Annotated in this window: 16 protein-coding genes, 1 tRNA gene and 1 pseudogene; 9 read left to right on the forward strand and 9 right to left on the reverse strand. The window is 71.7% G+C overall.

What is annotated here, in order from left to right; all coding sequences use genetic code 11:
* Positions 1-5: 5 nt before the first annotated feature.
* From F7R91_RS16190 to F7R91_RS16215, 6 genes are all read left to right on the forward strand, one after another.
* Positions 6-1,061, forward strand: coding sequence for a glutamate ABC transporter substrate-binding protein (locus F7R91_RS16190; RefSeq protein WP_150949345.1), 1,056 nt, complete (start codon positions 6-8; stop codon positions 1,059-1,061).
* Between the two features lie 92 nt (positions 1,062-1,153).
* Positions 1,154-2,485, forward strand: coding sequence for a coiled-coil domain-containing protein (locus F7R91_RS16195; protein WP_150949348.1), 1,332 nt, complete (start codon positions 1,154-1,156; stop codon positions 2,483-2,485).
* Positions 2,486-2,507: 22 nt separating this feature from the next.
* Complete coding sequence (locus tag F7R91_RS16200) at positions 2,508-5,021, forward strand: serine/threonine-protein kinase (protein WP_150949351.1); 2,514 nt, start codon at positions 2,508-2,510, stop codon at positions 5,019-5,021.
* Complete coding sequence (locus tag F7R91_RS16205) at positions 5,022-6,365, forward strand: PP2C family serine/threonine-protein phosphatase (RefSeq protein ID WP_191971510.1); 1,344 nt, start codon at positions 5,022-5,024, stop codon at positions 6,363-6,365.
* 98 nt (positions 6,366-6,463) lie between these two features.
* Positions 6,464-7,810: a vWA domain-containing protein gene (locus F7R91_RS16210; protein WP_150949357.1), complete on the forward strand. Its 1,347-nt coding sequence runs from the start codon at positions 6,464-6,466 to the stop codon at positions 7,808-7,810.
* 92 nt (positions 7,811-7,902) lie between these two features.
* The gene (locus F7R91_RS16215; protein ID WP_150949360.1) at positions 7,903-9,369 is read left to right on the forward strand and encodes an FHA domain-containing protein; all 1,467 of its coding nucleotides are present in this window, start codon (positions 7,903-7,905) and stop codon (positions 9,367-9,369) included.
* Between the two features lie 24 nt (positions 9,370-9,393).
* On the opposite strand, the gene F7R91_RS16220 is transcribed toward F7R91_RS16215, so the two are convergent.
* Positions 9,394-10,377 carry a methyltransferase domain-containing protein gene (locus tag F7R91_RS16220; protein ID WP_150949361.1) on the reverse strand — a complete coding sequence of 328 codons (984 nt, stop codon included), beginning with the start codon at positions 10,375-10,377 and terminating at the stop codon, positions 9,394-9,396.
* A 127-nt stretch (positions 10,378-10,504) separates the two neighbouring features.
* On the opposite strand from F7R91_RS16220, the gene F7R91_RS16225 reads away from it, so the two are divergent.
* A complete protein-coding gene (locus F7R91_RS16225; RefSeq protein ID WP_150949366.1) occupies positions 10,505-10,918 on the forward strand; it encodes a globin in 414 nt (137 codons plus the stop codon).
* 51 nt (positions 10,919-10,969) lie between these two features.
* On the opposite strand, the gene F7R91_RS16230 is transcribed toward F7R91_RS16225, so the two are convergent.
* Genes F7R91_RS16230 through ettA form a run of 3 tightly spaced genes read right to left on the reverse strand, consistent with a single transcriptional unit; the run spans position 10,970 to position 13,734 of the window.
* Complete coding sequence (locus F7R91_RS16230; RefSeq protein WP_150949369.1) at positions 10,970-11,647, reverse strand: hypothetical protein; 678 nt, start codon at positions 11,645-11,647, stop codon at positions 10,970-10,972.
* Positions 11,644-12,063 (reverse strand): acyl-CoA thioesterase, encoded by a 420-nt coding sequence (locus F7R91_RS16235; RefSeq protein ID WP_150949372.1) that lies wholly within the window; start codon positions 12,061-12,063, stop codon positions 11,644-11,646. The genes F7R91_RS16230 and F7R91_RS16235 overlap by 4 nt, the downstream gene beginning before the upstream one ends.
* Before the next feature lie 6 nt (positions 12,064-12,069).
* Complete coding sequence (gene ettA, locus F7R91_RS16240) at positions 12,070-13,734, reverse strand: energy-dependent translational throttle protein EttA (protein WP_150949374.1); 1,665 nt, start codon at positions 13,732-13,734, stop codon at positions 12,070-12,072.
* Between the two features lie 254 nt (positions 13,735-13,988).
* Between ettA and F7R91_RS16245 the strand changes: the two are divergent.
* Positions 13,989-15,206: pseudogene (locus F7R91_RS16245) on the forward strand (acyltransferase family protein); the annotation flags it as partial.
* Between the two features lie 273 nt (positions 15,207-15,479).
* Here the strand turns inward: F7R91_RS16245 and F7R91_RS44235 are convergent.
* The 5 genes from F7R91_RS44235 to F7R91_RS16270 form a co-directional block, all read right to left on the reverse strand.
* On the reverse strand, positions 15,480-15,905 hold the full coding sequence (locus tag F7R91_RS44235) for a DUF3592 domain-containing protein (protein WP_150949377.1): 426 nt from the start codon (positions 15,903-15,905) through the stop codon (positions 15,480-15,482).
* An 80-nt stretch (positions 15,906-15,985) separates the two neighbouring features.
* Positions 15,986-17,395: a Cys-Gln thioester bond-forming surface protein gene (locus F7R91_RS16255; RefSeq protein WP_150949380.1), complete on the reverse strand. Its 1,410-nt coding sequence runs from the start codon at positions 17,393-17,395 to the stop codon at positions 15,986-15,988.
* A gap of 259 nt (positions 17,396-17,654) precedes the next feature.
* The gene (locus F7R91_RS16260) at positions 17,655-18,122 is read right to left on the reverse strand and encodes a single-stranded DNA-binding protein (protein ID WP_150949382.1); all 468 of its coding nucleotides are present in this window, start codon (positions 18,120-18,122) and stop codon (positions 17,655-17,657) included.
* A 260-nt stretch (positions 18,123-18,382) separates the two neighbouring features.
* Complete coding sequence (locus F7R91_RS16265; RefSeq protein WP_150949384.1) at positions 18,383-20,356, reverse strand: YfjP family GTPase; 1,974 nt, start codon at positions 20,354-20,356, stop codon at positions 18,383-18,385.
* 3 nt (positions 20,357-20,359) lie between these two features.
* Complete coding sequence (locus tag F7R91_RS16270) at positions 20,360-21,967, reverse strand: dynamin family protein (protein ID WP_150949388.1); 1,608 nt, start codon at positions 21,965-21,967, stop codon at positions 20,360-20,362.
* A gap of 320 nt (positions 21,968-22,287) precedes the next feature.
* On the opposite strand from F7R91_RS16270, the gene F7R91_RS16275 reads away from it, so the two are divergent.
* A tRNA-Arg gene (locus tag F7R91_RS16275) sits at positions 22,288-22,360 on the forward strand.
* Positions 22,361-22,505: the final 145 nt, after the last annotated feature.

Genomic DNA, 22,505 nt, shown 5'->3' on the forward strand with positions numbered 1-22,505 from the left:
TGACGATGGCAGCACGCAGTGACGTTTCTCGCCTCCGCGGCGTCGCGCGGCTGCGCGCCGGTCTGAAGGGCTGGGGCGGTGTCGGGGCGATGGCGGCCCTGTGCGCCCTGGCGCTCGCCTTCGTCCTGCTGCTGCCGCTGACCCAGTCGCGCGGCGGCGGCGAGCCGGGGCTCGGCGGCTCCGGAGTGGCGCAGGGCGCACCGGCCAGGGCCGGCCAGTGCTCCGAGGGCACCGCCCAGGACCAGAGCCCCGCCCCGTCGAGTGCCTCGGGCGACACGATCGAGGCCATCAGGAAGCGCGGCCACCTGTCGGTGGGCGTCGACCAGAACAGCTACCGCTGGGGCTACCGCAATCCGAACAACCCCTCCGTCGAGCTCGAGGGCTTCGACATCGACCTCGTGCACGCCATCGCGCGGAACATCTTCGGCGACGACTACGGCGCGGACAAGATCCAGTTCCGGGCGATCCCCACCAACCAGCGCATCCCCGCGATCCAGAGCGGCCGTGTCGACATGGTGGTCCGCACCATGACGATCACCTGCGACCGTCTGAACCAGGTCAGCTTCTCGGCCCCGTACTTCCGGACCGGCCAGCAGGTGCTGGCGCCGAAGACCTCGACGATCAAGGGATACGACAGGACGCTCGCCGGCAAGAAGATCTGCTCGGCCGCGACCTCCACGGCCCACGACCGGCTGGCCGCCGACCAGCAGGCCGGCAAGATACCCGCCACCGCCGACATCTCCCTCACCGTCCCCAACCAGCTGGACTGCCTGGTGCGGCTGCAACTCGGCCAGGTGGACGCGGTGGTGACCGACGGCGCGCTCGCCGCGAGCCAGGCGGCCCAGGACCCGACGGTGCAGCTGAAGGGCGGCACCTTCACCACCGAGTACTACGGCGTGGCGATGAAACAGGACGCCACCGATCTGGTACGCCGGGTGAACCGGATCCTCGAGGACTACCGCGGCGACGGCGACTGGAAGGCGTCGTACGACAAGTGGCTGTCCGCGACCCTGGGCAAGGATTCGGAGTCGGCCACTCCGCCCACGGCGCACTACAAGTGACCGGCTCCCGGCCGACGCACGACCACGACGTACGACCGACGTACGACCGACGCAGAACCGACGGACCACAACACAGCAGCGAGAGGTGATCGATGGGCGCCACGGACCCCGCCGGGCCGGTGATGGACCGGGACGAGGTGGACCGTGCGCTGGCGCGGCTCGGCGCGGAGCACGAGGCGATCGAGACCTCGCTCCTCGCCCTGCAGGACCACGCGGGCCGCCGGCTCCTGGAGGGCGCCGACCTCACGGGAACCACCGAGGAGCGCTGGTCCGCCACGGAGGCGTCGATCACGCTGCTGTGGGCGTACTTCGACAGCTACGCGGACGCGCTGCACTCGGCCCGTGAGATCCGCGCCCGCCGCCGCTGGTCCAGCCGCGAGGACCTGGTGGAGCTGACCGAGCTGCTGCGCGGCGAGTCCGTCACCATCGCGGGATCCGCCACGGCCACGGCGAACGCCCCGACGCAGCACGGCGGCGCGGGCAAGCTCAGCGAGCGGTTCTCGCTCGCCACGCTCGTGGACCGGATGAACGCGCTGTACGCGACCTCGCTGGACATGGTCGTCGCCGCCGACGCCGTATGGTCGGCGCTGCCCGCGCGGATCGATTTACTGGCCGCGGAGCTCCAGCGCACCCGCCGGCTCGCGCACTCCGTCGGTGTGCGCCCCGGCGAACACCCGGCGGGCGACGACCTGGAGCGCATCACACGCACCCTGACCTCGCTGCGCGAGCAGGTGGTGTCCGACCCGCTCGCCTTCTGGGTCCCCGCCGAGGGGAGCACGGCACCGGGCGGCGGCAAGCCGGACACCACGGTGTACGACCGTGAGGCGCGCGCCCTGGAGGACGTGCGCCGGGAGATCGACGCCGTGCTCACCGTCCGGCAGGACGCCGAGCAGCGGCTGGTCAGACTGCGCGACGTGCTCAGCCGCGCGGACCGCACCCTGGCCGAGGCACGCACCGCCCGCGGCGAGGTCCTCGCGAAGATCGCCGCGACCGAGGTGCCGGTCGTCAGCGGCCCGCCGACCGTGCTGCAGGAGCAGCTGGCGACGGCCTCCGAGTACCGCAGACACGCCCAGTGGCACCGGCTGTCCCCGCTCCTGGAGTCCCTGGAGCAGAAGGCGGAGGACGAACTGCTGCGGGCCCGCGAGTCGTTGACCGCGGTCACCGCGCCGCTGGCGGTCCGCGCGGAACTGCGCGGCCGCCTCGACGCGTACAAGGCGAAGGTCGCCCGGCACGGTCTGGCCGAGGACCCGTTCCTGATCGAGCGGTACGACGCGGCGCGCCGGATGCTGTGGAGCGCGCCCTGCGATCTGCGCGTGGCCGAACAGGCCGTCCTGCGCTATCAGCACGCCGCCGCCGAACTGCTCGGCGCGCCGCGCGTGCCGGAGCAGGGCGGGCCGCAGGACCGGAGGGAATCGGGCGCGTGAGCGACAAGGGGGATGCAGCGTCATGAGTCAGGCACAGCAGACCTGTCAGCGGCCCGACTGCGACGGGACGTACGAGGACATGGGCGGCGGCGAGCTGTACTGCGACACCTGCGGGCTGGCGCCCGTGGTGTCGCCCGGCGGCCCGGCCGGTTCCCCGGCCGCCGGAGCCGGCGGAGTGGGCGGTGGCACCCGGGGGTCGGGCAGCGGCAGTTCGCGCGCGGGCAGCCGCGGCAGTTCCCGTACGTCCTCGCAGTCGTCGAAGTCCCGGCGCTCGGTGTCGGGACGGCTCTCGCGCTCCCTGTCGGGGCGGTCCACCGGCCGCTCGGTGTCGGTGCGCAGCTCCGGCTCCTCCTCCGGTGCGTCCGCGCGCGGCCGCCTCGGCGCCGGACTGGTCGAGGTCCCCGGGGTGCCGCGGCCCGATCCGCGCGCGATGGTGCTGGAGAACCCCGAGGTGCCCGAGCGGAAGCGGTTCTGCTCGCGCTCCGACTGCGGGGCGTCGGTGGGACGTTCACGCGGTGAGCGGCCCGGACGCACGGAGGGGTTCTGCACGAAGTGCGGCCACCCGTACTCCTTCGTCCCGAAGCTGAAGTCCGGTGACGTGGTGCACGGCCAGTACGAGGTCGCGGGCTGTCTGGCGCACGGCGGCCTCGGCTGGATCTACCTCGCCGTGGACCGCGCGGTGTCGGACCGCTGGGTTGTGCTCAAGGGCCTGCTGGACACCGGCGACCAGGACGCGATGGCGGCCGCGATCTCCGAGCGGCGCTTCCTCGCCGAGATCGAGCACGCCAACATCGTGCGGATCTACAACTTCGTGGAGCACCTCGACCAGCGGACGGGTTCGCTGGACGGGTACATCGTCATGGAGTACGTGGGCGGGAAGTCGCTGAAGGAGCTCGCGAACTCCCGCCGCACACCGGACGGCAAGCGGGACCCGCTGCCGGTGGAGCAGGCCTGCGCGTACGGCATCGAGGCCCTGGAGGCGCTCGGTCATCTGCACAGCCGCAACCTGCTGTACTGCGACTTCAAGGTCGACAACGCGATCCAGACCGAGGACCAGCTCAAGCTGATCGACATGGGCGCGGTGCGCCGGATGGACGACGACGAGTCGGCCATCTACGGCACGGTGGGCTACCAGGCGCCGGAGGTCGCGGAGATCGGCCCGTCGGTGGCGAGCGATCTGTACACCGTCGCCCGGACGCTCGCGGTGCTGGCCTTCGACTTCCAGGGCTACACGAACGTGTTCGTGGACTCGCTGCCCGACCCGGACACCATCGAGGTCTTCCACCGGTACGAATCCTTCTACCGGCTGCTGGTCCGCGCCACCGACCCGGACCCGGCCCGCCGGTTCGCCTCCGCGCAGGAGATGTCCGAGCAGCTCACGGGCGTCCTGCGCGAGGTCGTGTCTCTTCAGACGGGGCGGGCGCGGCCGGCGCTGTCGACGCTGTTCGGGCCCGAAGTGCGGGTCACGGACACGGAGTTGTTCCCGAAGCTGGACGGGGAGGTCTCGCGGCTGGGGGCGCGGGCGGTGGGGACGAAGCAGCGGCCGGCGGCCTCCGCCGTGCTCCCGGGCGGCCCGAACGGCAGCCCGCGCCTCGTGAAGGCCGTCGACACGGGCCTGGCGGCCCTCGCCCTGCCCGTCCCCCATGTCGACCCGGCCGATCCGAACGCCGGGTTCCTGGCGGGCCTGATGACCACCGCGCCGGCCGAGCTGCTCGGGGCGCTGGCCGCGGCGCCGGCCCCGTCGCCCGAGACCCGGCTGCGGCAGACGCGGGCCCGGCTGGAGAACGGCGACGCGCACACCGCCCTCGAAGCCCTGGTGAAGCTGGAGGAGGAGCGGCCCGACGACTGGCGGGTCGTCTGGTACCGGGGCGTGGCCGCGCTGGTGACCGGCGACCACGAGGGCGCCGCCCTCGCCTTCGACGCGATCTACGACGCCTTCCCGGGCGAGCCCGCGCCCAAGCTGGCGCTCGGGCTGTGCGCGGAGGTTCTCGGCCAGCTCGACAACGCCGCCGAGTACTACCGCCTGGTGTGGTCGACCGACCCGAGTCATGTGAGCGCCGCCTTCGGCCTGGCCCGGGTCCAGCTCGCGACCGGCGACCGGCGCAGCGCCGTACGGACCCTGGAGTCGATTCCGGAGTCCTCCATCCACTACACGGCGGCACGTGTGGCGGCCGTCCGCGCGCGGCTGCGTCAACGCACGGCCGCGGCCGCCGACGCACCGTTCCTGGACGACCTGACCGCCGCCGCGGGGCAGGTCGAGGCGCTGGACGCGTACGGTCTGGATCCGGCGCGCCGCGAGCAGTTGTCCGCCGAAGTGCTCGGCTGTGCGCTGGACTGGATACTCTCCGGAGGCCAGGGTTCCCCCCCGTCCGCCGCCGGGGACCGGGTGCTGCTCGGCAGTGACCTGGACGAGCGGGGCCTGCGCTTCGGACTGGAGCGCTCGTACCGCACGCTGGCCCGGCTCGCACGCGGCGGCGAGGAGAGGATCGACCTGGTGGAACGTGCCAACCGTTACCGCCCCCGGACGTGGGTGTAGTTGATGTCGCAGATGCCCCAGCTGTCCGCCTGCCCGAGCTGCGAGGAACCCCTCGAGTCGGGTGACCGTTTCTGCGGTGCGTGCGGATACGACCTGTCCGCCGTCCCCGAGCGGCCGGCTGACAACCCGACGATCGTCATGAACGGCCAGGCGTCACCGCCGGCGGGCCCCGCCGGCGCGGCCCGGCCCGCCGCCGAGCCCGCCGCCCCCGGCCGGCCCGCCACGGTGCATCAGCCGGCGGACCTCCAGGGCACCGACCCGGGGGGCCGTGAACTCCCGTCGCCCGCACCGCAGTCGCCCCCGTCCGCGGGATCGCCCCTCTCCCCGGCCTCCGGCGTACGGTTCGACCGCCCGCCGGAGCCCGACGAGTACCCGCTGCAGGCGCCGGACCCGCGTATCGCCGCCGAGCTGCCCACCCCGCCCGAGGGCACCCGGGTGTGCGTGGCCTGCCGGGCGGGCCGGGTCGACGACGACGGCTACTGCGAGAACTGCGGGCACGCCCAGCCGCGCGAACGCGACCACATGGAGCACGAGGCCGGCCCGGTGGCCGCCGTCAGCGACCGCGGTCTGCGCCACCACCGCAACGAGGACGCCTTCTCCCTCGGCTGCGTCACACTGCCCGACGGTTCCCCGGCCACCGTGGCGATCGTCTGCGACGGGGTGTCCTCGGCGACCCGCCCGGACGACGCCTCGCTCGCCGCGTCCCGGGTGGCCGGCGAAGCCCTTCTCGCGGCCCTGCCGGCCGGCACGCATCCCCAGCAGGCCATGCACGAGGCGATCGTCGCCGCGTCCCACGCGGTCAACGCGCTCGCCGAGGAGCCCGCCACGGCCCGCGAGCACGCCCCGCACCAGAACGCCCCCGCCTGCACCCTCGTCGGTGCCGTGGTGACCTCCGGTCTGCTGGTCGTCGGCTGGGTCGGCGACAGCCGCGCCTACTGGGTGCCGGTGGACCGCAGTTCGCCCCCGGCCCGGCTGACCGAGGACGACTCGTGGGCCGCGCAGATGGTCGCCGCGGGCCTGATGAACGAGGCCGAGGCGTACGCCGACGAACGCGCCCACGCGATCACGGGCTGGCTCGGCGCGGACGCCTACGAACTGGAGCCGCACACCGCTTCCTTCAAGCCGGACCGGCCGGGTGTAGTGGTGGTGTGCACCGACGGACTGTGGAACTACGCGGAGGCGGCCGAGGAGATGGCCGAGGTCGTGCCCCTCGACGCCGCGGTACGGCCGCTGCACGGCGCCCGGGTGCTGGTGGGTCACGCGCTGGACGGCGGGGGCCACGACAACGTAACAGTGGCCCTTCTGCCGTTCCCGGCCCCGCCGCAAGGGGCAGGATCCGCCTGAGGCCGCGCACGGGGAAGCCTCGACGGACCGGAGGGGACCGGTCCGTCTTCGGTCATCGCCCTGCCTCGGCGGGGTTTTCTAGGGGGATTTGAGCAGGAATGGCCAATTTCTCGAAGTCGAACGTGCCGCAGTTCTCGATGGACGTGTACCAGAACGAGTACCTGCCGGAGGGCGGCCGCGAGGTCAACGCGATCGTCACGGTGACCGCCACCGGAGGCGGCACGATCGGCAGCGCGGTCGCGTCGCCCCATCTGTACGCGCCGGGGCAGGGCCCGTCCGCGGCCGTGGCGATCATGGTCGACTGCTCGGGTTCGATGGACTACCCGCCGACCAAGATGCGCAACGCCCGGGACGCGACGGCCGCCGCGATCGACACCCTGCGCGACGGCGTGCACTTCGCGGTGATCGGCGGCACGCACGTCGCCAAGGAGGTCTACCCGGGCGGCGGGCGCCTCGCGGTCGCCGACGCCGCCACCCGGGAACAGGCCAAGCAGGCCCTGCGCAAGCTGAGCGCGGGCGGCGGCACCGCCATCGGCACCTGGCTGGGTCTCGCCGACCGTCTGCTCTGCGCCGCGGACGTCGCCATCCGCCACGGCATCCTGCTCACCGACGGCCGCAACGAGCACGAGTCGCCCCAGGACCTCAAGGCCGCCCTGGACGCCTGCGCGGGGCGCTTCACCTGTGACGCCCGGGGCGTGGGCACCGACTGGGAAGTGAAAGAAGTCACAGGCATAGCCTCCGCGCTGCTCGGCACCGCCGACATCGTCGCCGACCCCGCCGCTCTCTCCGCCGACTTCACGCTGATGATGGAGAACGCGATGGGCAAAGAAGTCGCGGACGTCGCCCTCAGGCTGTGGACGCCGGTCGGCACGACCGTGAGGTTCGTCAAGCAAGTGGCACCCACCGTCGAGGAGCTCACCGACCGCCGTACGGAGGCCGGCCCGCGCGCCGGGGACTACCCCACCGGCTCCTGGGGAGACGAGTCCCGTGACTACCACGTGTGCGTCGAGGTCCCGGCGGCGAACCTGGGCCAGGAGATGCTCGCCGCCCGGGTGTCCCTGGTCGTTCCGCAGCCCGACGGTATGGTCCAGAACCTCGGCGCGCAGGGTCTCGTACGGGCCGTGTGGACCGACGACATGGTCGCCTCGACGTCCATCAACCCCCAGGTCGCCCACTACACGGGGCAGGCCGAACTGGCACAAGCCATCCAACAAGGGCTGGATCTCCGCAAAGCGGGAGACATGGATGGAGCAACGGCCAAACTGGGCCGAGCAGTTCAGCTCGCAAGCGCCTCCGGAAACGCTGATACTGCGAAACTGCTTGCGAAGGTGGTGGACGTGGTCGACGCCGCGACAGGTACTGTGCGACTGAAGGCGAAGGTCGCGGAGGCCGATGAGATGACTCTCGAGACACGGTCGACAAAGACTGTTCGTGTAAAGAAGTGACCGCAGAAGGACACTGAAAGAGCGAGCCCGACCCCTTGGGGTTGGAGAAATCCGGTCAAAGCGGCCGGAAAAGGAGAGGGGGAAGCGCCGACATGCCGACCTGCCCGAACGGACACCAGTCGGGTTCCGACGACTGGTGCGAGGTCTGCGGTCACCGCATGGCCGGTGCCGTACCCCCGCCCCCGCCTCCTCCGCCACCCGGCGGCGGCTACGGTTTCCCGCCGCCGCAGGGCCCGGGACCCCAGCCCGGCGGGCGGCCGCACCTGTCCGCCGCGCCCGACCCCGCTCCGGAGCTCTGCCCGCAGTGCCGCACGCCCCGTGAGGGCGGTGCGCCGTTCTGCGAGGAGTGCCGGTGGAACTTCCTGACGAACACGGCCACGTCGTACGCCCCGGCCGCCCCGCGCCCGCCGGCTCCCGGCCCCGGCCCGGGCGCCCGCTTCCAGCAGCCGCCCGGCCCGTCCTACGGCGGCGGTGACGCGTACGACTACCAGAGCTCGCGCCCGTCGCAGATGAACCGGCCTGCCGAGCCGATCCCACCGTTCGGCGGGGAACCCACGGGGCCGCAGGGCGGTCCCGGAGGGCCCGGAGGCTTCGGTGGCCCCGGCGGTCAGGGGGGTCCCGGCAACTTCGGCGGCCCAGGGGGTCCTGGTCGTCCCGGTGGTCCGGGTGGTCCGCAGGGTGGCCCCGGTGGTCAAGGTGGTCCGCAGGGCGGCCCCGGCAACTTCGGCGGGCCCGGCGGGCCGGGTGGCCCCGGTGGTCCGGGCGGTCCGGGCGGTCCGGGCGGTCCTGGGACCTTCGCGGGCCCCGGCGGCCCCGGCAACTTCGGCAATCCCGGCGGTCCGGGTGGTCCGGGCGGCCATCCCGGCTTCGGCGGCGACCCCTCGCGGCCCGTTCCGCCGCCGCCCGGTCCCGGTGCCACGGCGGGTGCCCCGCAGGCGTTCCAGCCGTCCGGTCCCTCGGGTCCGGCGGCCCCTCCCGGCTTCCCGCAGGAGACGGGCCGGCCCCAGCCGGGCGGCCCGTCGTTCGGCGGCGGTGACGACGACTGGGTGATCTCCCCGCCGTCGGCCGGCGCACCCGGCGGCTACGGCTACCCGCAGCCCGGCTCGACCCAGGCCCCTCACTCGCCGCCCGGCCTCGGCTTCCCGCAGCAGCCGGCGACCTGGACGGCGACCATCGGTCCGGACCGCGAGTACTTCATGGCGATGATGCACCGCTCCGGCCCCGAGGCCGCGGGCCTCAACCTGCCGGCGTACTCGCCCGAGCAGCAGCGCACGCTCACCGGCAACCAGATCACCATCGGCCGCCGCCGCCACTCCACCGGCGACACCCCCGACATCGACCTCTCGGTGCCGCCGGAGGACCCGGGCGTTTCGCACCAGCACGCGGTGCTGGTCCAGCAGCCGGACGGCACCTGGGCGGTCGTCGACCAGAACTCGACCAACGGTACGACCGTCAACGGCTCGGAGGAGCCGATCCAGCCCTTCGTGCCGATCCCGCTCCAGGACGGGGACCGGGTGCACGTGGGCGCGTGGACGACGATCACGATCCGCAGGGGCTGACCTGTCCGTTCAGGAACTTGCGGTTCACACGAGGGGCCATGCGTACGGCCCCTCCGGATCGTCCAGCCACGCCCACTCGCGCTCGCCGCTGACCGTGATGCCGTACCGCTCGCGCTGCGGCATGCCCTCGCGCTCCCACAGCGCGTAGGCCTCCTGCGGATCGAGGCTGCCGCGGGTCAGGGCCAGCAGGAAGCGGAACAGCTCGTGCCCCCTGGCCCAGCGCGGCACCCCGGCGAGGGTCACCGTCTCCGGCCCCGCCCGGTCCGCGCCGCGCAGCGGCACGAAATAGGCGGGGGTGTGCAGGAACCGTCCCTCGGCGTGCCCGGGGTCGCGGATGTCCAGGGCGATCAGTCCGGTGGCGAACGGGCTGAGGATGCGGGCACCTGGGCGGCACTGGGCCGGCCAGGCGGGCGGGATCGACGCCAGGGTGCAGGTCGCGATGATCCGGTCGAAGGGGGCACGCTCGGGCACCCCGCGCGCCCCGTCGCCCGTGACCACGACCGGGTGGTACCCCGCGGCAGCCAGGTGCTGCCGGGCCGACTCGGTGATCTCCGGCTCCAGGTCGATGGTGGTGACCAGGTCGTCGTCGCCGAGCCGATGGGCGATGAGGGCGGCGTTGTAGCCGGTGCCCGCGCCGATCTCCAGGACCCTGTCGCCGTCCCTCACCCGCAGCGCGACCAGCATCATCGCCATCAGTGAGGGCTGGCTGCTGGAGGTGAGCAGCTCGCCGTCGCGCAGCCGGGTGGCCAGCGGGGTGTCGGCGTACGCCCCGCGCAGCCAGCGCTCACGGCTGCGCGGGTCCGGGCTCTCGCCCCAGCGCCGTTCGTAGCCGCCCACCACGCCGACGTAGTAGTACGGCACGAAGAGATGGCGCGGGACGGCCTCGAAGGCCTCCCGCCACACCGGGTCGGCGGCCCAGGCACCGCTCACGCCGATCGCACGCACCAGCCCCGCCCGCGCCGAGGCGGCGAGGACGGCGAGGTCCTTGTCCAGAGCATGCGCGCCCATACGTCCACTGTGCGGCGGCGGACGGCAAGAGGCGAGCACCTGGTCCGGCCGATCCGGAACAGCCCACTCCCCGGGGATCGGTCCTAGGCCTTGAGGCCTGGGTCGCCCCGTCTGAGACGATGGGCGGGTGAAAGAGATTCCGCGCGGCACGCTTCAGGAGCAGACCTTCTACGAGCAGGTCGGCGGGGAGGAGACCTTCCGCCGCCTCGTCCACCGGTTCTACGAGGGGGTCGCCGAGGACCCGGCCCTGCGGGCCATGTATCCCGAGGAGGACCTGGGGCCTGCCGAGGAGCGCCTCACCCTGTTCCTGATCCAGTACTGGGGCGGCCCCACGACCTACAGCGACAACCGCGGCCACCCCCGGCTGCGGATGCGGCACGCCCCCTTCACCGTCGACCGGGCGGCGCACGACGCCTGGCTGAGGCACATGCGGGACGCGGTCGACGAGCTGGGCCTGTCCGAGGAGCACGAGCAGACGCTGTGGAAGTACCTGACGTACGCGGCGGCCTCGATGGTGAACGCCCCGGACAACCCGGCCTGATGCACAGGGGATGCGCAGGGTGTGACAGCCACCGGGGCGCCGACGGGGGCGTCAGCGGACGCTGACGTCCAGGACCCCGAGCCCTGCATTCCGTACGGCGATCGAGCCGTACGGCGTGCGCAGTCTCAGCCACGCACCCGACGCGAGCAGCGCCAGATCCCCCGCGGTCTCTGTCGTCCGCAGAAAGCCCAGCGACTGGGCCGCGTGCACGGCCCGCACCGGCAGCGGGGTGTCCCCGACCGTCCGGGACCAGATCTCCCGCCCGATCCGGTCGAGTTCGATCCTGGTACGCCGCTCGGGCACCAACTCCTGCGTACGGGACCGGAATTCGGCGACGGCCGCACCGACCGTCGCACGCAGCGCGTCCGGTTCCGGCAGTCCCGGCTCCGCCCGCCAGCCGCCGCGCGGGGGCAGCACTCCGGCCCACGGCGGACCGGTGACCGCCGCCGGTACGACGGCCGTGGCGGCCGACTCGTCGACGGACTCCAGCAGCTCCCCGGCCGACACGGTCACATCCAGGGTGACGTCGAGCCCGTTCTCGTACGGCTTGGCGAGCCGCACCGCGCGGATCGCCAGGACCTCGAAGGACGGCGGCCGGCCGAACACGGCGAGGGCCGTGCCGGCCGCCTGCAGCCGTACCGCGGCCGAACGGTCGTAGTGGAGCAGCCGGGAGAGGAAGGCGGCGAGATCCGCTGCCTCCCCCTCGTCGGCGAGGTGGAGCACCGTCATGCGGCGACGGCCTCCTCCTTGTCGTCCGCGTCGTCCCGGTACTCCGCGAGGAACTCCCGTTCCTCCACGGTGAGCCGACGCGGCCGCTGCGCCTCGAAGTCGAACGGCACGATCACCGTCGAGGCCCGGACGTAGACCTGGTCCGGGTCCCTGACCTCGTAGGTGAGAGTGAACGAGGCCGCCCTGATCTCGGTGACCCACAGTTCGATGTCCACCGGCGAGTGCCGGTGGACCAGCTGCCGCTTGTAGTCGATCTCATGGCGCGCCACCACGGACCCCTGCTGGAAATCCTTGTCCGGGCGGAACAGGAAGTCGATACGGGCCTCCTCCAGGTAGCGGAGGAAGACGACATTGTTGACGTGGCCGTACGCGTCCATGTCCGCCCAGCGCAGTGGGCAGCGGTAGAGGTGCCGCAAGATCGATCAGCCCCGCGTCAGCTTCTTGTAGGTGGCACGGTGCGGACGCGCGGCGTCCGGCCCCAGCCGCTCGATCTTGTTCTTCTCGTACGACTCGAAGTTGCCCTCGAACCAGAACCACTTGGACTCGCCCTCGTAGGCGAGGATGTGCGTGGCGACGCGGTCGAGGAACCACCGGTCGTGGGAGACGACGACGGCGCAGCCCGGGAACTCCAGCAGCGCGTTCTCGAGGCTCGACAGGGTCTCGACGTCGAGGTCGTTGGTCGGCTCGTCGAGGAGCAGCAGGTTGCCGCCCTGCTTGAGGGTGAGCGCGAGGTTGAGGCGGTTGCGCTCACCGCCGGAGAGCACACCGGCCGGCTTCTGCTGGTCCGGGCCCTTGAAGCCGAAGGCGGAGACATACGCCCGCGAGGGCATCTCGACCTGCCCGACGTTGATGTAGTCGAGCTCGTCGCTGACGACGGCCCACAGCGACTTCTTCGGGTCGATGTTCTCGCGGCTCTGGTCGACGTACGAGATCTTGACGGTCTCGCCGACCTTGATCGAACCGGAGTCGGGCGTCTCCAGACCCTGGATCATCTTGAAGAGCGTCGTCTTGCCGGCGCCGTTGGGGCCGATGACGCCGACGATGCCGTTACGCGGCAGCGTGAAGGAGAGATCGTCGATGAGGACCTTCTCGCCGAAGGCCTTGTTGAGGTTGTTGACCTCGACGACGACACTGCCGAGCCGCGGCCCCGGCGGGATCTGGATCTCCTCGAAGTCCAGCTTCCGCATCTTCTCGGCCTCGGCGGCCATCTCCTCGTAGCGGGCCAGACGCGCCTTGGACTTGGCCTGCCGCCCCTTGGCGTTGGAGCGGACCCACTCCAGCTCCTCCTTGAGGCGCTTCTGCCGCTTGGCGTCCTTCTGGCCCTCGACCTTGAGACGGGTCGCCTTGGTCTCCAGGTACGTGGAGTAGTTGCCCTCGTACGGGTAGGCGCGCCCGCGGTCGAGCTCCAGGATCCACTCGGCCACGTTGTCGAGGAAGTACCGGTCGTGGGTGATGGCGACGACGGTGCCCGCGTACTTGGCGAGGTGCTGCTCCAGCCAGTTCACGGACTCGGCGTCGAGGTGGTTGGTGGGCTCGTCGAGGAGCAGCAGGTCGGGCTGCTCGAGCAGCAGCTTGCACAGCGCGACACGGCGGCGCTCACCGCCGGAGAGAGTGGTGACGGGCCAGTCGCCGGGCGGGCACCCGAGGGCGTCCATGGCCTGCTCGAGCTGGGCGTCGAGGTCCCACGCGTTGGCGTGGTCGAGCTCCTCCTGAAGCTTGCCCATCTCGTCGAGCAGCGCGTCGGAGTAGTCGGTCGCCATCAGCTCGGCGATCTCGTTGAACCGGTCGAGCTTGCCCTTGATCTCGGCGACGCCCTCCTGGACGTTCTCCAGGACCGTCTTCTCCTCGTTCAGCGGGGGCTCCTGCAGCAGGATGCCGACGCTGTAGCCGGGCGAGAGGAAGGCGTCACCGTTGGACGGCTGCTCCAGCCCCGCCATGATCTTGAGGACGGTGGACTTACCGGCGCCGTTCGGACCGACGACGCCGATCTTGGCACCCGGGAGAAAGCTCAGGGTGACGTCGTCGAGGATCACCTTGTCGCCGTGCGCTTTGCGCGCCTTGCGCATGGTGTAAATGAACTCAGCCAAGAGAAACCGTCCGGCAGCTTGAATCTGGCAGTGGGCAGATACACCCCATCTTGCCCGACGGCCAGCCGTGGGTGGTAACCCGTCTGGTCGGGGGGCTGTGAGCTGGGCTTTCGTGCGTGACGGCGCCGGCCGGCTGTCACCGCTTCATCGGCAAGGGGTAAAACAGAGAGCGAAGAGCACGTTGGGCGATGAGTATGGAACCCCCACTCCCCGTTTCCTCTCCCCCTGATCGGCCGGCCTCTGCGCCGCCACGAATGCCCTCATCGGGGGCGCCGGCCGGCCCGTCGCGGTTGGGATGGCTGGATGCCCTGCGCGGCATCGCAGCACTCGTCGTGGTGTTCGATCACTCGTCGTACACCTTCTTGGCGGAGTTCCGGCGGGAGCTGATACCGGAGTTCAACACCGGCCGGTACGGCATCATGCTGTTCTTCCTCGTGAGCGGCTACATCATTCCCGCGTCGCTGGAGCGCCGAGGCTGCATACGGACTTTCTGGATCGGACGGGTCTTCCGCATGTACCCGATGTGGGCGGCCGTCGTCATCCCGGTCCTCGCCCTCAACCTGGTGGGCATCGCGGAGCTCCGCGCTGATTTCGGTCAGCAGAACGCTGCCACGGCGGCCGTCGCCCATGTCACCTTGCTCCAAGAGCTGCTGGGGACGCCCAGTCTCCTTCTGGTCCTGTGGACGCTCTCGTACGAGATGGCGTTCTATCTGCTGGTCGTTGCTCTCTTCACGGTCCGGCTGCACAGGCGGTCCGCCGAGGTCGCCGTAACCCTGGCCGTGCTCGCCGCCGTGAGCGTGACGGCAGGGGTCGTGCTGCCGGTCCCCGCACTCTCCGGCGCCGTGGGAACCGGCCCTCTGGTCATGCTCGCCTCGATGGCGATGGTGGTCGCCATCTGCTGTGCGAGCTCCTCGTCAGCCGCGCCACGGGTGTTCGGGGGCGTGCTGGGCGGGGTGCTGGCGCTCGTCCTGGTGGCTTTCAACGGCACGGTCCCCATGTGGGAGGGACTGGTGATCCTCGCCGTGATGTTCCTGGGCACCGCCGTCCACCGAGCCGAACACGGTCGGACGACGTGGCGGCGCGCGGCCTGCACGGCCATACTGGTGGTCGTCTGCGCCGTGGGGAGTGCGTACTGGTACGGCGACGGGGCCCAGGCCACACGACGCGCCTGGATCCTGGCGTTCCTGCTGGCCGCGCTCACCTTCGGGGTCGGCCTGGCGGTGCGCCACAGGCGGATACCGCGCTGGCTGACCGGGCTGGGGACGATCAGCTATTCGATCTACCTGGTGCATCCCGTGCTGCTGGCGGTGGTCCACGGCACGCTCGGCCGCTGGCGGCGGGACGATCTCGTCCTCGAAGCGGCGTTCTACGCCGTGCTGCTGCCGCTGTGCGTGTTGACCTACCGATGCGTCGAAGCACCGGGCCAGGCATGGGGCCGGAAGCTGGCACGTCACGTTCAGGCGCCGTCACGAGCACCTTTGTCGGATTCCTCGGACGAGCGCCGAAAGTCTCCTCGGAGCACGTCACAACGGCCCCAACCGATTGAGGTCCGCCCCCTTTCGCCGACCGCCGCGGCCACCGTGCGGTCTCCTTCTTCCGCCGTCAGCCCGTGCCGCGCCGCCTTCGGGGTCGCCGCCTTCGGGGTCGCCGCCTTCGGGGTCGCCGCCGGCGAAGTCGGAGCGGCTGTCCCGCGGGGGCGCGCGCCCCCGCCGCGAGCAGTCCTCGAAAGCTCAGGGTCGGCCCGGTCAGAGGGTGAGCACCCGGAGGAGCAACACGGTCACCGTGCCCACTGTGAACACCGAGCCCAGCACGGTGAACAGCAGGTCGACCGACGTCATGTCCCAGCCCTCGATCACAAACCGGTGTGGGGCCCCCGGGTCGTATTGGACGATGACGTACGCCCCCACGCCGAAGGCGCTACCGACGACGCCGCGACCGAATCTGGATGAGTACTCGCACGTGCGCCCGTCCCGGGCCGTCCAAGCCGCGACCGGGTGGTAGAACGTGGCGCCTTCGTCACCCCGCCTGACATCGTGACGGACGATCCGAGCCTCGGCCGTGACACCTGTACGGCGCAGCGCACCGGCGCGGCGGAGGCCGTACACACCGAACCCGAGGAAGGCCATGCCGATCGTCAGGGGGATGAGGGAGAAGAGCCATTCGCGTTCCATGTGTTACGCGACGCGTGCACTGGGGTGTCGGTTGCGGGTGGGGCGGCAGTGACAATCCTCAGAGTCCGAGGATCCGGTGCTCAGTCCCGGGTCGGTGTCTTCCTCTGGCCCACGACGAGCAGGACCGCGCCACCGATCACGACCAGGCCGATGGCGGTGCCCGCGATCAGGCCGGTCATGCCGGAGTCGCCGGTTTCGGCGAGGTTGGTGTCCGCGGACGTACCGCCGACCGTCGCGGGGCTCGGTTCGCTGAGCGTCTGCGTCGAATCGCCGGCCTCGGCGCCCTGCGTCAGGCAGTCGAGCACGCCCGTGAACCGCTTCTCGAAGCCGTCCGGTGCCTCGATCGTGAAGTCGTACGCCTGGTCCTCCTGCAGCGGAATGGTCACGGTCCGCCACGTGCCCGCCGGGATGACGTGTTCGGTTCCCATGAGCTCGAAGGCGAAATCTTCGTCGCCCTCGTTGGACGCGGTGATGTCCAGCCCGCCCTTGGCGCAGTTCTTCGCCGCCGACAGCGCGGGTATCGCGCCCTTCTCCGCCCAGCCCGCGCCCGCCGTCGCCGAGACGGTCGACTCACTGGAGCCGGCCAGGATCTGTGTCTGGCTGCGGCTCTCGGAGGTGAAAGCACGACCGACCGGCACGGTGGTCGAGGCCTGCACGGTCACCTCGGCCGAGCCCGCCGCCGCGTCCTCGGGGACGTCGAAGAACACCTGGCTGCCGTCCGCGGCGGACGTGATGGCCTTGCCGTCCTTGCCCACGACCCGCACCCCGCTCGTGGCGGCGTCGGCCGGCGGCGACACCGTCACGCTGCCCTCGTTGGTGTGCACCGTGACCGGACCGAGCAGCTCGCCGGGGTGTCCGGAGACCGCGGGCGGGTCGAGGGTCAGCGACGCCTCCGGCTCGGCCAGGTTCCGGGCGCTCTTCTCCAGGTAGTCCGCGAGCTTCTCGGCCTGCGGGTCGATGGCGTCGACGTCCGCGCCGTCCGACCAGCGCCAGATCGCCACCTGCGTCCCGGCCGCCGCGTCCTGCTCGGAGAGGCCGCTGCTGACACCCGCCTTGGCGGCGAGGGCAGCCAGATCGTTGACCTGGGGGTAGGAGTTCTGCAGGATCCAGCGGATCCGGCCCGCGTCCTTGTTGGCGCCCAGGGAGGTGCCGCTCCAGGGTGTCTCGTGGTACTTGGCGTCCGTCTGCGTGGGGTTGTGCAGGTCGACGCAGTACGTCTGCAGGGTGCCGCCGCCCTCGACCGACATCTCGAACAGGCCGGCCGAGATCTGCTGGTCCCCGGCCTCGTCGTGGATCACGGCCGCGCCGTATGTCTTCAGACCGCCGATGGTGGCGGTGGCCCCGCTCTGGCTCTGTGACGTCCCGTCGGCCGCGGCCGTACCGGCACCGGCCATCACGCCGACGGCGACGAGCCCGGACACCAGCGTCGCGGCGGCGAGACGGACCGCGCCCCGCCCGCGCACCTGCAGCGCAGAGAACGAAGAATGCACAGAATTCCCCTTCGAGCAGGACCGGTTGACGTGGGGGGTCGGTCCCACCAGCAGAATCAGAAGCCCCGAGAGCTACGCTCGGCATCCTAAGGACGAGGCGCACCACGCTTCCCGGTGATGGCATCCGATGACAGATCCGACTCGGAATCGTTATCGCCATGACCCGCGCATGAGCAGGGCTCATCGACAAATAGACCAGTTCGCTCGAAGGTTTTCGCCGATAAGCCGCAGTTCGGTCAGCGTGGGGCGAGAACTGACATCATGTCACCGCGACCGGCTCACGCTGCTCCTGGGAGGCCGGGTCCGCCGAGTCACCCGCCGTGATTTCCCAGTTGGGCTCCGTCTGCGGTGATGTGGTCGGCACCTCGGCCCTGTTCGTGCGCTTGAAGGCCGAGGTGCCCCGCGTCAGGTCGTGGCCGATCGCCACCGCATCGATGTCCGCCGAGGTCCGGTTCTGACTCTCACGCACCTCCGTGCGCACCTTCAGCCTGCCCTGCACCATCACCGGATCACCCACCGACAGGGACGTCCCCACGTTCATCGCGAGCTGCCGATTGGCCCACACCGTGAAGAAGTTGGTGTGCCCGTCCGTCCAGGCGTTCTTCTCCCGGTCCCAGTAGCGCGAGGTCACCGCCAGCCGGAACCTCGCCGATGCGCCCGACGCCAGCTCCCGGTACACCGGCTGCGTCGCCACATTGCCCACCGCGGTGACCATGGTCTCGTTCATCGTGAACCCCTCCCTCGCCCGGCGCCCGCGCCGGGTGGCTACACGTACGGGCCCGTCCCGTACGGCTGCGTCTGCCGGGGCGACCGCGTCCGCCGCGATCGCCGCACCGCCAGACTGCCTCCGCCGGGCCGAGCCCGCCGAGCGCTGTGGACCAAGGCCCGCCTGTGGAAAACCCCATCACCCGGACGAGGGAAACCCACCGTCCCCCACCCCGCCGCGCCACAGCCCAGACCCGCCACACCCGCCCACCCGCCCCCGTCCTACCGCACCACAGCCCCCACCCCCGTAACCCTCCCGTACTGCTCCCGTACTTCCCGATACCGCAGCAGCTCCGCAGCCACCGGATCCAGCACCCGCGCCCGGCCGCACCCCGCGGCCGCCTCCCGCAACCGTCGCTCCGCCTCCGCGCCGAATCTCCGCGCCGGCCCCCGTGCCGCCATCCGGCAGCTCCACTCGACGAGCGGTCCGCCGACGATGCCGCACAGCATCAGCAGCACCGGCACCCCGAGGTTCGGCGCCATGAACCCGATGATCTGCCCCAACAGCCACAGCCCGCCCATGACTTGGAGGATCGTCATGGACGCCTGGGCCAGCACCGCCACCGGCCACCAGCCCGGCCGGGGCGGCCGCCCGGGAGGCAGTCCCGCCCGTGCCGCCAGCTTGTCCAGCGCCTCGGGCAGCCCCTGTGAACCCCGTGCGGCCGCCTCCCGCACCGCCTGTGCCCAGGGTGCGGGCAGCCCGGTCGACGCCCGGTCGGCCACCGTCCGCACCGCCTGCTCGACGCGCTGCCGTGCCGTAGCCTCCTCGTCCTGCTGCGCGCGCTGCGGGAAGCGGCCCGTGGAGGGTTCGAGCCGGTCCCGGTACCACCGCCACAACCGCAGCCAGGGCGTCCCGCACGCGCGGTTGGCGTTGCGCAGCCACGCCCGTTCGGCCGCCTCGCCCGCGGCGGTGGCTCCCACCGCGTCCGCGAGCCGGTCCGCGAACTCGTCGCGCGCCTCCTCGCTGAGCCCGGCCCGCCGCGCGGTGGCGTAGGCCGGGCGCAGCCGTGCCGCAGCCGCGTCCACGTCGGCGGCGATACGGCGCCCGGGGGCCCCGCGCTCCTTCACGAACTGGCCCAGCGCCTCGCGGAGTTCACCGACGCCGTCACCGGTGAGCGCCGACAGGGCGAGCACGGTCGCGCCGGGCTCGCCGTACTCGCCCAGGGCGATCCCGTCCTCGTCGAGCAGCCGCCGCAGATCGTCGAGGACCTGCTCGGTGGCCTCCCCGGGCAGCCGGTCGATCTGGTTGAGGACCACGAACATGACCTCCGCGTGGCCCGCCATGGGCCGCAGATAGCGCTCGTGGAGCACGGCGTCCGCGTACTTCTCGGGATCGACGACCCAGATGATCGCGTCGACGAGCGCCAGTACGCGGTCCACCTGCTCGCGGTGCTGCACGGCCGCCGAGTCGTGGTCGGGCAGGTCCACCAGGACGAGCCCGCCCAGCTGGGCCTCCGCCTCCGCGCTCTGCATGGGACGCCGGCGCAGCCGCCCGGGGATGCCGAGCCGGTCGATGAGGCTCGACGCGCCGTCGCTCCAACTGCACACGATGGGCAGGGCGGTGGTCGGCCTGCGCACCCCCGTCTCCGAGATGGCCACCCCGGCGAGCGCGTTGAACAGCTGCGACTTGCCGCTGCCGGTGGCGCCGGCGATGGCGACGACGGTGTGCTGTCCGGAGAGCCTGCGCCGGGCCGCGGCCTCGTCGAGGACCCGGCCGGCCTCGGCGAGCGTCCTGCTGTCGAGCCGGGTACGGGACAGGCCCACCAGCTCGCGCAGCGCCTCCAGCCGCGACCGCAGCGGTCCGTCGTACGTCAGCGTCGTCACCGTCTGCGGAGACGACGCCCTGCTCTCCACGGCGGCGACATGCCCGGTGGCGGTCTCGGTCACGCGCCGGGCGATCAGCCCGTCGTCCCAAGCGCCCGCGGAGTCCGTACGACCGGAGCCGTCGCCGTCTGCCCTCCCTCGCTCATCCACACGCGCGTGGTCGTCGTCGGCGGGTTCCGCCCGGCCGCTCCCGGCGTCCGCCGCGTGCCCTTGCGGACGCTCGCCCTCCGGGGCGCCGTCCCCTCGGCTGCCGTTCTCGGAAGTGCCCTCTGCCGAGGGGCGGTTCGCTGCCCGCTCGTCCGTCGAACCCGCCTCGTCGGCGTGATCGGCGTTGTCCGTGTGGTCGTGGTTCCGGTCCGTTGCGGCGGTCACCGGTCACCTCTCCTTCTGCAACACCGACAGCGCGGCGATGAGTTCGGCCTGCGGTTCGGGAAGTACGTCGAGCGCGTCGAGGGGGGCGAGCCGGAGTTCGCGTTCGTCGTGCATGATGCGGTTCAGATGGTCGGCGAGCAGCCGCCCGCCCCGGTCCCGCAGGCGCAGCGCCCCATGCGCGCCGATCCGCCCGGCGAGTCCTTCGCCGGCCGACCGTGCCCGGCGGCCGCCCAGCAGCACGGTGGCGACGAGGGCGGCCACCGCCTCGGGATCCGGCGCGACGCTCCGGTCGAGGGTGCGCACCTCGTCTTCGGCGTACTCCTCCAGCTCCCGCCGCCACCGCCGTACGGTCAACCCGATGCGGTGCTCGGCGCTCTCCGGAGTCGGATCGAGCCCGTTGAGCCCTGGGGCCCCGGCCGCCGGCTCGCGCCGCCAGGCCTCCTGGACGCGTTCGTCGGCGGCCGTGACGGCACACAGCAGAAGCGTGCCGAGGCTCTCCACCAGGGCGTCGAGCAGTTCGCCCGCGGAGCAGTCGAGCGGGAAGGCGCGCCAGCGTTTCAGGGCGTCACCGGCGAGCACGGCCCCCGCCTGCAGACGCCCCCGCACGCGCGCGTACTCGCTGTCGTACGCCCCCTCGACGGCTGCGGTCAGCCGCTGTGCGGCCGCGTGCTGGGCCGCCGCGGCGCTGGCCAGCTCGGGCATCCTGGCTTTGAGCGAGTCGAGGACGCCGTGCGCCGTACGGGCCAGGGCGTACTGCCGGGCGGCCGGGTCCTGCGCCATCTGGACGAGCCAGGTCCGCAGGGGCGCCACCGCGGTGGCGGGCAGCAGCCCGCCGCCCCAGGCCGACTCGGGCAGTTCGGGCACCGTGAACCGCGGTACGTGGCCGAGCCCGGCCTTGGTCAGCAGCGCCCCGTACTGCCGCGAGACCTCGGTGACGACCTGGTGCGGTACGCGGTCGAGGACGGTGACGAGGGTGGCCCTGTACTCCTTGGCGGTGCGCAGCATGTGCCAGGGCACGGCGTCGGCGTACCGCGCGGCAGTGGTGACCATGACCCAGACGTCGGCCGCGCAGATCAGCTGGGAGGCGAGAACGCGGTTGTCGGCGACCAGGGAGTCGATGTCGGGCGCGTCGAGGAGGGCGAGGCCGGGCGGCAGCGTGTCGGCAGTCTCGATCCGCAGCACTCGCGTGGAGTCCTCACCCGGGAGGAGCAGGTCGGCCGTCGGCTCCTGCCCGGGCACCCACACGCGCGTGAGGTCCGGCAGCACCCGCATCCCGCTGAACCAGTGATGGTCCTCCGGATGGCAGACCAGCACCGGAGTCCGTGTCGTCGGCCGCAGGACGCCCGCCTCACTGACGCGCCGTCCCACCAGCGAGTTGACGAGGGTCGACTTCCCGGCGCCGGTGGATCCCCCGACAACGGCCAGCAAAGGCGCTTGGGGGTCCCTCAGCCGGGGCACCAAGTAGTCGTCGAGCTGAGCGAGCAGTTCGTCGCGGTTGGCACGCGCGCGTGGAGCCCCCATCAGGGGCAGCGGAAAGCGTGCGGCGGCGACACGCTCGCGCAGGGCGGAAAGTGCGTCGAGCAGCTGAGGCCGTACGTCCAAGGTCACCACATGCGAAGAATGCCCAATTTTAGGGGAATTCTGAAGCATATGAGCATGTCTGCGCGCCGATAGGACACAAGGGACGGAAGGGACGACTGGGACGTGGGCACAGTCCAGGCATAACGAGTGCACAACACCGGGTGTGTGAGACGCCAAAAGCGGTGCACGATTCGTACCTGCCTGCGATTATCAGGACCGCTTCACCGAACCTCCACATCGAGCCACGGAGGCGAAGCAACAGGGACGAGGACCCGAGAGCCCTATCCTTGTCCCCGGCAACGTCACGGATCAGCCCACACCCGGGCACCACGACAGAGGCCACCACACCGGCCCCCGTAGCTCAGTGGATAGAGCAGGCGCCTTCTAAGCGCTTGGCCGCAGGTTCGAGTCCTGCCGGGGGCGCCGCACTGCTCTTGGTAACCGCACCCATGAGGGCGGGGGCTGTCAAGGCGTACAGAAGTCCGGCCCCGGTGGTCGGTGTGCAGCGCATCGGGGGTGGGGGTGGTCTTGTGAGGGACGGAGCGTCGGGTGTGGTTCCCCGGGATGC

Source organism: Streptomyces luteolifulvus, from assembly GCF_008806595.1.
GTDB lineage: Bacteria > Actinomycetota > Actinomycetes > Streptomycetales > Streptomycetaceae > Streptomyces > Streptomyces luteolifulvus.

Excerpts from the sequence above, each read along its gene's own strand:
- F7R91_RS44235 (WP_150949377.1), bottom strand. The coding sequence starts at position 15,905 with ATGGAACGCGAATGGCTCTTCTCCCTCATCCCCCTGACGATCGGCATG.
- F7R91_RS16195 (WP_150949348.1), top strand. The coding sequence starts at position 1,154 with ATGGGCGCCACGGACCCCGCCGGGCCGGTGATGGACCGGGACGAGGTG.
- F7R91_RS16190 (WP_150949345.1), top strand. The coding sequence starts at position 6 with ATGGCAGCACGCAGTGACGTTTCTCGCCTCCGCGGCGTCGCGCGGCTG.
- F7R91_RS16260 (WP_150949382.1), bottom strand. The coding sequence starts at position 18,122 with ATGAACGAGACCATGGTCACCGCGGTGGGCAATGTGGCGACGCAGCCG.
- F7R91_RS16200 (WP_150949351.1), top strand. The coding sequence starts at position 2,508 with ATGAGTCAGGCACAGCAGACCTGTCAGCGGCCCGACTGCGACGGGACG.
- F7R91_RS16220 (WP_150949361.1), bottom strand. The coding sequence starts at position 10,377 with ATGGGCGCGCATGCTCTGGACAAGGACCTCGCCGTCCTCGCCGCCTCG.
- F7R91_RS16210 (WP_150949357.1), top strand. The coding sequence starts at position 6,464 with ATGGCCAATTTCTCGAAGTCGAACGTGCCGCAGTTCTCGATGGACGTG.
- F7R91_RS16230 (WP_150949369.1), bottom strand. The coding sequence starts at position 11,647 with ATGACGGTGCTCCACCTCGCCGACGAGGGGGAGGCAGCGGATCTCGCC.
- F7R91_RS16215 (WP_150949360.1), top strand. The coding sequence starts at position 7,903 with ATGCCGACCTGCCCGAACGGACACCAGTCGGGTTCCGACGACTGGTGC.